Here is a 9,134-nt window from a genome sequence, read left to right as displayed (position 1 = left end):
AGATGTGTATAAGAGACAGCTCCTACACCGGGCGTTGCGCTTCATGTAGGAGCGCGCAACGCGCGCGCTGAGCCTTTCGCCACACGCCACACGGACCAGCTCCAATACTCCCTAGAAGAGCGAGAGCGCCAGCCTCCGTATGCCCTCGCGGATATCGGCGGTGCTCACCTGCGAATAGCCGAGCAGCAGGCCGCGTCGGGGAGGGCCCACGAAGTAGTTCGACAGCGGGTAGACGCCCACCTCGTTGGCGGCTGCCGCTGCGATGGCCTGCCGTTCGTCGAAACCGCCTTCCGGCCACAGGACGACATGCGCACCCGAAGCGGCACCGGTGATCCGCATGGAGCCTTGCCAGGCGTCTTCAACCGCTTCGACGAGCGTGTTGCGCCGCGCGGCCAGGCTTCGCCGCACGCGGCGGAGGTAGCGCTCGTAGGCACCCGTGCCGATGAACTCGGCGAGCACGCGTTGCTCGAGTCCCGCCGTGTGCCGGTCGGCAAGCCATTTGGCGGTCGCGAAAACATCGACGAGTGATCTGGGCACGATGAGATAGCCCACGCGCAGCGCGGCGAAGATCGTGCGCGAAAACGTCCCCACATAGATCACGCGCCCCGCGTTATCCAGGCCCTGGAGTGACTGCAGGGGTTGGCCGTCGTAGCGGAACTCGCCATCGTAGTCGTCTTCCACGACGACCGCATTGCATCCCTTGGCCCATTCGAGGATCGCCAGCCTTCGTGCGACGGTCAGGATGGATCCGGTCGGGAACTGGTGGGACGGCGTGAGGAAGAGCGCACGGGCAGATGCCGGGAGCCTGCCCGGGTCGAGCCCCGCGTCGTCGACAGGTACAGGATGAAGCCGCGTGCCTGCCATCGCCAGGACCGCGCGCGTCCCCTGGTAATGCGGGTCTTCGATGGCGACCGTGTCGCCTGGATCGACGAGCACGCGGACGATGAGGTCGATCGCCTGTTGGGACCCGTTGACCACGATGATCTGTGAAGGATCGCAAACGACGCCCCTGGACCGCCCGACGTGACTGCAGATGGCTTCGCGCAGCGCGAGGTGCCCGGCGGGACCACCGTAATCCAGGTCGCGAACCGAGGTCTTGCGCGCATGCTTCGCCAGGAGCCGGCGCCAGTGCGCGAAGGGGAAATCGGCGATGTCGCCACGGCCGTACGCGAAGTCATAGCGCCGGGCCGGCGTGGCAGCGGACGGCACGATGGCCTCGCGGGTGGTTTCGGCGATCCGTGCGCCATAGCCGGAAAGGGCCACCGGCTGCTCGCGCCGCTCGCTGGTCCGCGCGTCGATGCCCGCGAGAACGTAGGTCCCGGAACCGTGACGGCTGCCCACATAGCCTTCGGCCAGCAGCTGTTCGAACGCGCCCACGACGACGGTCCGGGAGACGCCGCACTGTTCGGCAAGGTCGCGGGTCGAGGGCAAGCGCTCCCCCGGCCGCAGCCGGCCTGAAAGGATCGCGTCGCGGACGCCCTCGAAGATCTGGCGCCCGAGCGGCCTGCCGACATCAAGTGGTATAGTCAGTTTCATGAAAACTGGATCTTCTGGGAAACCACTATAGCCGCGAGCATGGCGGCATGGAACAGACACGCCGATCCGAGTTGAAACAGATAGCTGGCCGGGGAACGCATGACTGGGAGGCGATCGCCGCCATCCTGGACGCGGGGCTCATGGCGAGCGTGGGGTTCGCCGTCGAGGGGCAGCCCTTTGTCCTGCCCATGCTTTACGGGCGCGCCGAACGATCGCTATACCTGCATGGCGCCATGAGCTCGCGCATCATGACCGTGCTGGGCGGTGCGGTGCCTGTCTGCGTTTCGGTCACCCTCGTGGACGGCGTGGTGCTGGCCCGGTCGGCGTTCAATCATTCGATGAACTACCGGTCGGTGGTCGCCTTCGGCACGGCGAGGCTACTCGACGATCCAAGGAGCAAGCTGCGCGCGCTCCGGACCCTCTCGGATCACCTGGTGGCGGGACGATGGGAGGACGTACGCGGCCCCAACCGTGGCGAGCTCGCCCAGACGGCCGTGTTGGAAGTGCAGATCGAGGAAGCGTCCGCCAAGGTCAGGAAAGGACCGCCGATCGACGACGACGCCGACCTTGCGCGTTCGACCTGGGCGGGCGTGCTGCCTCTCACGACCGTGGTGGCGACGCCTGTCGCCGATCCGCAACTGAGGCAGGGCATCACGCTTCCCCCGTATCTCCAGAAGCCCGGGGAGCTTGCGACGTCATGAACACGTTCCACGCGATCATCGGCATCACGGCCATCGCCGTTTTCACCATGTCGCCCGCGCACGCACGCGACGGCCAGCATGACTTCGACTGGGAACTGGGAAGCTGGACCACCAAGGTCCGCGTATTGCGGAATCCGCTCTCCGGCGAACCACCTCGCTGGGCAGAGTACGAAGGCAAGAGCGTGGTCAAGCCTCTGCTCGAGGGCAGGGCGAACTTCGTCGAATTGTCCGTGGCTGGCGATGCGGGGAAGATCGAAGGCGGCGCGCTGCGTCTTTACAATCCCGCGTCGCGGCAGTGGAGCCTGAACTTCGCGAATCTCCGGAACGGCATGCTGACGGCGCCGGTCTTCGGCGGATTCGACGGACGCGGCACAGGTACGTTCGTGGGATCCGACATGCTCGACGGCAAGGCGATCCTGGTGCGCTTCGTCATAACGAAGGTATCGCCCTCGTCCGCCCGCTTCGAGCAGGCCTATTCGGCGGATGGCGGGGCAACCTGGGAAACGAACTGGATCGCCACCGACACCGCCGGACGACCCTGAGTCAGCGCACCATGCCGCTGGGTCCGGCACCGGAGCCCTTGTGTCGGGCGCCCTTCTCGAGCTGCTGGTACGTCTTCTTGTCGATCGTCTCCACCGAGTTGATCTGGCACGGCGGATCGTCGCGGCGCACGATCTGTTCGTTAATGCTGCCGCAGATGCGCATGGGCGCCACTGCCTTGATGTTCTCGGCGCCACGGAAGCGGACGCCGCCGCCCAGGTCCATGCGTGGACAGTTCACGTCGGTGGTGATCTTGAAGTAGTTGGGGCCGTTCGCCACGACGAGCGTGCGGTCGTCCACCACGGCATAGTTGCTGATGCGGTCGGTGCGCATGCAGTCGGCCACAGGGAGTTCCTTGCGCGCCAAGGGGCGGGCGTCCTGTGCCTGGACGGCGCAGGTGAGGAGCAGCGAAGCAGCGAGCAGGTAGCGGACGTTCATGGCACATCCTCCATGGGTGGTATCCAACGTTAAGCCCGAATGGGCCGGGAGGCGAGAGTGCGCGGGGCCCGGGTGCACTGGTCGTTAAGCTGGTGGCAGGCTCCGCTCACGTTTGTTGAACGTTTCCTAGGGCATCGTCGCGGGTGACCGCCGCCCCCACCGGCCGTACCGGAAGACCCGCATGACCGTCCGCCCGCTCGGCATTCCATCGACCACGCCTGCCAGCGCGGACCTCGCACGACGCTTCCTCCGCATACGCGCCCGTACCGGGGCGTTGGCCGCGCCATTGCGGCCGGAAGACACCGTGGTTCAGTCGATGCCGGACGCCAGTCCCACGAAATGGCACCTGGCCCATACGACGTGGTTCTTCGAGCAGTTCGTGCTGGGGCGCGACCCCGGCTACACGCCGGTTAACCCTGAATGGAATTATCTGTTCAATTCGTACTATCAGTCGGTCGGTCCCATGCACGCGCGGCCGCGCCGTGGCCTGCTCACGCGGCCGACGCTCGACGAAGTGCGCGACTACCGGGCGCGCGTGGATGATGCCGTCGCCGAATGCCTGGCCCGCGGTGACGACGAAGCGGTACCCGCTTTGATCGAGCTTGGCCTGCAACACGAGCAGCAGCATCAAGAGTTGTTGCTGACCGATATCAAGCACGCATTAGCGCAAAATCCGCTGCGGCCGGCGTACCGGGACGACGGTCCGCGCGCACATTCCGTGGCTGCCCTACCGCTCCGCTATGTGCCCTTCGACGAGGGTGTGGTGGAGATCGGGCACGATGGCCGAGGCTTCGCCTTCGATAACGAAGGGCCGCGTCATCGCGCGTACCGCCAGGCGGGATCGATCGCGAATCGTCCCGTGACGAATGCGGAGTACATGGCCTTCGTCAACGACGGCGGCTATCGCGAACCCATGCTGTGGTTTTCGGATGGATGGGCCACGGTGCAGGCGGAAGGATGGGACCGTCCGCTGTACTGGGACGACGCCCTCGAAACCGAATTCACCTTGCAGGGCCCCCGTTCGATCGATCCGCACGCGCCGGTTTGCCATATCAGCTATTACGAAGCCGATGCCTTCGCGCGCTGGGCCGGCGCGCGCCTGCCTACGGAAGTGGAGTGGGAAACGATGGCGGCGGATCTTCCCGTACACGGGAACCTTCAGGACGAGGGCATGCTCCAACCCAGGGCCGCATCGTTCGAGACGGCCCTCGGGCAGATGTACGGCGATGTTTGGGAATGGACGATGAGCCCCTATATCAGTTATCCGGGCTTTCGGCCGCTGGCCGGAGCACTTGGCGAATACAACGGCAAGTTCATGAACGGACAGTGGATCCTCCGCGGTGGATCCTGCGCCACGCCCGCCGACCATATTCGTGCGACCTATCGCAACTTCTTTCCTCCCCATGCCCGTTGGCAGTTTTCGGGGATACGACTGGGAACCGATCGATGAGCGCTCAACCGAAAGACATCCGCGTAGACGACCGTCATCCGGATGTCGAGGACACCCTTGAAATCGTGCGGCGCGGCCTCGCGGCCAGGAACAAGAAGCTTCCCTCACGGCTGTTCTACGACGAACGCGGCTCCGCACTGTTCGAAGCCATCTGCGAGCAGCCCGAGTACTACCTCACGCGCAGCGAGATCGCGATCATGCGCGATCATGCGGCCGACATCGCCGCCTCGCTCGGTCCAGACGTGCGCCTTGTCGAATACGGCAGCGGCAGCGGCATCAAGACGCGCATGCTTCTGGAACACCTCGAGACGCCGGCGGCTTATGTGCCGGTGGAAATATCCCGTGCCGCGCTGATGGAAAGCGTCGCGGAACTGGCAACGCGTTTTCCCGATGTCCCGATGCAGCCGGTATGCGCCGACTTCACCCAGCCGCTGCGCCTGCCGGTCGCCATGCGCCCCCCGCGGCGAACGATCATCTATTTCCCGGGGTCGACGATCGGCAATTTCGAGGCCAAGGAAGCCGGTCGCATCCTGCGCCAGATGCGCGCGGAAATGAGCGATGGCGGCGGCATCCTCATCGGTGTGGACCTGAAGAAGGATCCCGCGGAAATCGAAGCCGCTTACAACGATGCCGCAGGCGTCACGAGTGAGTTCACCCTCAATATGCTCGTGCGCCTGAACAGGGAGCTGGGCGCGGACTTCGACGTCGCGTCCTTTCGTCATCGTGCGCGCTACAACGTGCTGGCGGGTCGCGTCGAGACGGACCTGGTCAGCGCCCGGCGCCAGGATGTCCATGTGGGTGGCGACACCTTCACCTTCCGTGAGGGCGAGGCGATGCACGTGGAATACAGCTGCAAGTACTCGCTGGATGAGTTCGCGCAGATGGCGGGGAAGGCTGGCCTCACAGTCGCCCAAGTCTGGATGGACGACGAACGGCGCTTCAGCGTGCAATACCTGGTACGCGCCACGCCGGCCGGCTGAGGTACACCATCAGGCCGGCCTGGGCGCTCCCAGCGACACGAGAAGATCCTGCGCGGTACGGATGCGCTCGACAGAGCCGGGCAGTTCCAGGATGACGCGTAGCTTGTCCTGCCCGTCCAGCTTGAATACCCGCGGTTGCTGCTGGATGAGCCTGATCAGGGTCGCCGGGTCGATGTCCGGCTTTTCCCGGAAGGTGACGCGCCCACCGTTGGGACCGAAGTCCAGCTTCCGTATGCCCAGCGGCGTGGCCATCAGCTTCAGCTGGGCCACGGCGAACAGGCATTTGGTCTGGTCGGGCAGCAGGCCGAATCGGTCGATCATTTCCACCTGGAGCTCGCGCAGGGCGTCGTCGTTGCGGGCGCTGGCGATACGCTTGTACAGCGTCAGTCGCGTATGCACGTCGGGCAGGTAGTCTTCGGGAATGAGCGCCGGGAGGTGCAGTTCCACCTCCGTCTCGTGTTCCGAGGTCAGATCGAAATCGGGTACCTTGCCGGACTTGAGCGCGCGGACGGCGCGATCCAGCAGCTCGGTATACAGGCCGAAGCCGATTTCCTGGATCTGTCCCGACTGTTCCTCACCCAGCATCTCGCCGGCACCGCGAATTTCGAGGTCGTGCGTGGCCAGCGTGAATCCGGCGCCGAGTTCTTCCAGGGAAGCCAGCGCTTCGAGGCGCTTTTCCGCGTCGGCGGTCATGGCCTTGCGATCGGGCACGATCAGGTAGGCATACGCGCGATGGTGTGAACGTCCCACGCGGCCACGCAGCTGGTGCAACTGGGCGAGGCCGAAGCGGTCGGCACGGTTGACGACGATGGTGTTGGCGGTGGGGATGTCGATGCCGGATTCGATGATCGTGGTCGACACCAGCACGTTGAAGCGCTGGCGGTGGAAGTCCGCCATCACGTCTTCCAGCTCGCGTTCGGGCATCTGCCCGTGCGCGACGCGGATGCGCGCGTCAGGCACCAGCTCGCCCAGTTCGCGCGCCGTGCGCTCGATCGACTGCACTTCGTTGTGCAGGAAGTACACCTGGCCGCCGCGGGCCAGTTCGCGCTGGATGGCCTCGCGGATCAGCGCAGGCTGGTAAGTGGAGATCATCGTGCGCACGGCCGTCCGGTGGGCCGGCGGCGTGGCGATGATGGACAGGTCGCGCAGGCCGCTCATCGCCATGTTCAGCGTGCGCGGGATCGGCGTCGCGGTGAGCGTCAGGAGGTCCACCTCCGCGCGCAGCTTCTTCAGCTGTTCCTTCTGGCGCACGCCGAAACGCTGCTCCTCGTCGACGATGACGAGGCCCAGGTTCTTGAAACGGATATCCGACTGCAGCAGCTTGTGCGTGCCGACCATGACGTCGATCTGGCCCTCGGCCAGACGCTCCAGCGCCGCATCCACCTCTTTCTTCGACTTGAAGCGCGAGAGCACGTCGACGCGCACGGGCCAGTCGGCGAAGCGGTCGGCGAAGTTGCGGTAGTGCTGCTGGGCGAGCAGGGTGGTGGGCACCAGCACGGCCACCTGCTTGCCCGCCGTGGCGGCGGCAAACGCCGCGCGCAGCGCGACTTCGGTCTTGCCGAAGCCCACGTCGCCACAGACGACGCGGTCCATCGCGCGCGGCGCGGCCAGATCGGCGATCACCGCATCGATCGCTGCCTGCTGGTCGGCGGTTTCCTCGAACGGGAAGGTGGCCGCGAATTCCTCGATCATCTGCCGGTCCACGGGCAGCGACTCGCCCTGGCGAGCCTCGCGCTGCGCGTAGATGGCGAGAAGCTCGGCGGCAACGTCGCGAACCTTCTCTGCCGCCTTCTTGCGCGCGCGTTCCCAGGCGTCGCCACCCAGGGAATGCAGCGGCGCCAGTTCCGGCGCCGTGCCCGTGTAGCGGCTGACCAGGCCCAGCTGGGCCACGGGCACGTAGAGCTTGTCGCCCTTGGCATATTCGATCGTCAGGAACTCACCGGGCATGTCGCCGACATCGAGCGAAACGAGGCCCTGGTAACGGCCCACGCCGTGATCGATGTGCACGATCGGGGAACCGATGGACAGCTCGGTGAGATCCTTGATGATGCTTTCAGGATCGCGCGCAGCGCCCGCGCGGCGCCTGCGGTCGGTGCGCACGCGTTCGCCGAACAGTTCCCGCTCGGTGAGTACGGTGAGCGCCGGCTCCCTGAGCGCAAAGCCCTGTTCCAGCGCCGCGGCGGTGATGGCGAGGGCGTCGGCGCGCGCGAGGAAATCCTTCCAGCCGTCGACGTTCACGGGTTTGAGGCCGGCTGCGGCCAGCTGTTCGATCAACGCTTCGCGGCGGCCGGCCGAGTCGGCGGCGATCAGCACGCGGCCCGGGTAGCTCTTGAGGAAGTGGCGGAGGGCCGTGCCTGGCTCTTCGCCCTTGCGGTTCAACGGTACCTCGGGTGCGGGCAGTGTGCCGAGGTCCACCGCGTGCTCATGGCCCTTCGCGACCACGTCCACGCGGACCTGGCGATTCAGCCGCTCGCGCAGCTGTTCCGGCGGCAGGTAGATCTCGGCGGGCGGCAGCACCGGACGCTCGATGTCGTGGGCACGCTGCTCGTAACGCTCGGCGGTCTGCGTCCAGAACTGTTCGGAGGATTCCAGTGCGCCTTCGCCCAGCACGAACAGCGCATCGCCGGCGATGTAGTCGAACAGGGTTTCGGTGGACTTGAAAAAAAGCGGCAGGTAATACTCGATGCCGCCCGGTGTCACGCCTTCCTTCACGTCCTGGTAGAGCGGGCAACGGCGGATGTCGATCGGGAAGCGCTCGCGCAGGCTGGCGCGGAAGTCCTTGGCGGCATCCTCGGTCAGCGGGAATTCGCGGGCGGGGAGGAGGTCCACGCCTTCAACCTGGTGCAGCGATCGCTGGGTCTCCGTGTCGAACGTGCGGATCGATTCGACTTCGTCGTCGAACAATTCAACGCGGTAGGGCTCGTCGGCACCCATGGCATAGATGTCGATCAACGCGCCGCGTACGGCGAAGTCGCCCGGTTCGCTCACTTGCGGCACGTTGCGATAGCCGGCCGCTTCGAGACGGCGCTGCTCCGAAGCGAGGTCGAGCTTCTGCCCCTTGCGCAGGACGAGGCCGGAACCGGTGATGTGCGTGCGCGGCGAGATCCGCTGCATCAGCGTGGCCACCGGCACCACGAGCACGCCGCGCCGCGTGGAGGGCAGGCGATACAACGTGGCGATGCGCTGCGAGACGACCTCCGGATGCGGGCTGAAGACGTCGTAGGGCAGGGTTTCCCAGTCCGGGAAATGCAGCACGGGAAGCTCGCCGGCAAACACCGCCAGTTCGCTTTCGAGGTTGTCGGCACTGCGCGTGTCGCGCACCACGACGACGAGCAGGCCGTCATGGGCCCGGGCCGCCTCGGCGACCTCCAGCGCCCACGACGAACCGTGCGGGGCGGTCCAGTAACGGCGGGTCTTGGCGTTGACGGGAAGCGGTGGGCTCGGGAGCGCTACGGGCATGGAATCGGGGCGGGACCTGCGGACAAGCGG

Annotated in this window: 7 protein-coding genes; 4 read left to right on the top strand and 3 right to left on the bottom strand. The window is 66.0% G+C overall.

The features are described from left to right. Positions 1–111: 111 nt before the first annotated feature. On the bottom strand, positions 112–1,536 hold the full coding sequence (pdxR, locus tag ACR9ZH_RS11855; protein ID WP_481290952.1) for a MocR-like pyridoxine biosynthesis transcription factor PdxR: 1,425 nt from the start codon (positions 1,534–1,536) through the stop codon (positions 112–114). 47 nt (positions 1,537–1,583) lie between these two features. On the opposite strand from pdxR, the gene ACR9ZH_RS11850 reads away from it, so the two are divergent. Further along, the gene (locus tag ACR9ZH_RS11850) at positions 1,584–2,237 is read left to right on the top strand and encodes a pyridoxamine 5'-phosphate oxidase family protein (protein WP_481290951.1); all 654 of its coding nucleotides are present in this window, start codon (positions 1,584–1,586) and stop codon (positions 2,235–2,237) included. Beyond that, the gene (locus ACR9ZH_RS11845; RefSeq protein WP_481290950.1) at positions 2,234–2,779 is read left to right on the top strand and encodes a hypothetical protein; all 546 of its coding nucleotides are present in this window, start codon (positions 2,234–2,236) and stop codon (positions 2,777–2,779) included. Before ACR9ZH_RS11850 ends, ACR9ZH_RS11845 begins: the two co-directional genes overlap by 4 nt. 1 nt (position 2,780) lies before the next feature. Here ACR9ZH_RS11845 and ACR9ZH_RS11840 read toward each other — a convergent pair whose 3' ends face one another. Then, positions 2,781–3,215, bottom strand: coding sequence for a DUF6491 family protein (locus tag ACR9ZH_RS11840; protein ID WP_481290949.1), 435 nt, complete (start codon positions 3,213–3,215; stop codon positions 2,781–2,783). A 181-nt stretch (positions 3,216–3,396) separates the two neighbouring features. On the opposite strand from ACR9ZH_RS11840, the gene egtB reads away from it, so the two are divergent. Then, positions 3,397–4,665 carry an ergothioneine biosynthesis protein EgtB gene (gene egtB / locus ACR9ZH_RS11835; RefSeq protein WP_481290948.1) on the top strand — a complete coding sequence of 423 codons (1,269 nt, stop codon included), beginning with the start codon at positions 3,397–3,399 and terminating at the stop codon, positions 4,663–4,665. Next, positions 4,662–5,645, top strand: coding sequence for an L-histidine N(alpha)-methyltransferase (gene egtD, locus ACR9ZH_RS11830; protein WP_481290947.1), 984 nt, complete (start codon positions 4,662–4,664; stop codon positions 5,643–5,645). Before egtB ends, egtD begins: the two co-directional genes overlap by 4 nt. Before the next feature lie 9 nt (positions 5,646–5,654). On the opposite strand, the gene mfd is transcribed toward egtD, so the two are convergent. Next, positions 5,655–9,104, bottom strand: a complete 3,450-nt coding sequence (gene mfd, locus ACR9ZH_RS11825) for a transcription-repair coupling factor (RefSeq protein WP_481290946.1) — start codon at positions 9,102–9,104, stop codon at positions 5,655–5,657. Positions 9,105–9,134: the final 30 nt, after the last annotated feature.

The sequence above is a fragment of the Luteibacter sp. SVR4-7G genome, assembly GCF_056755555.1.
This window is presented reverse-complemented; position numbering and strand designations above follow the sequence as displayed.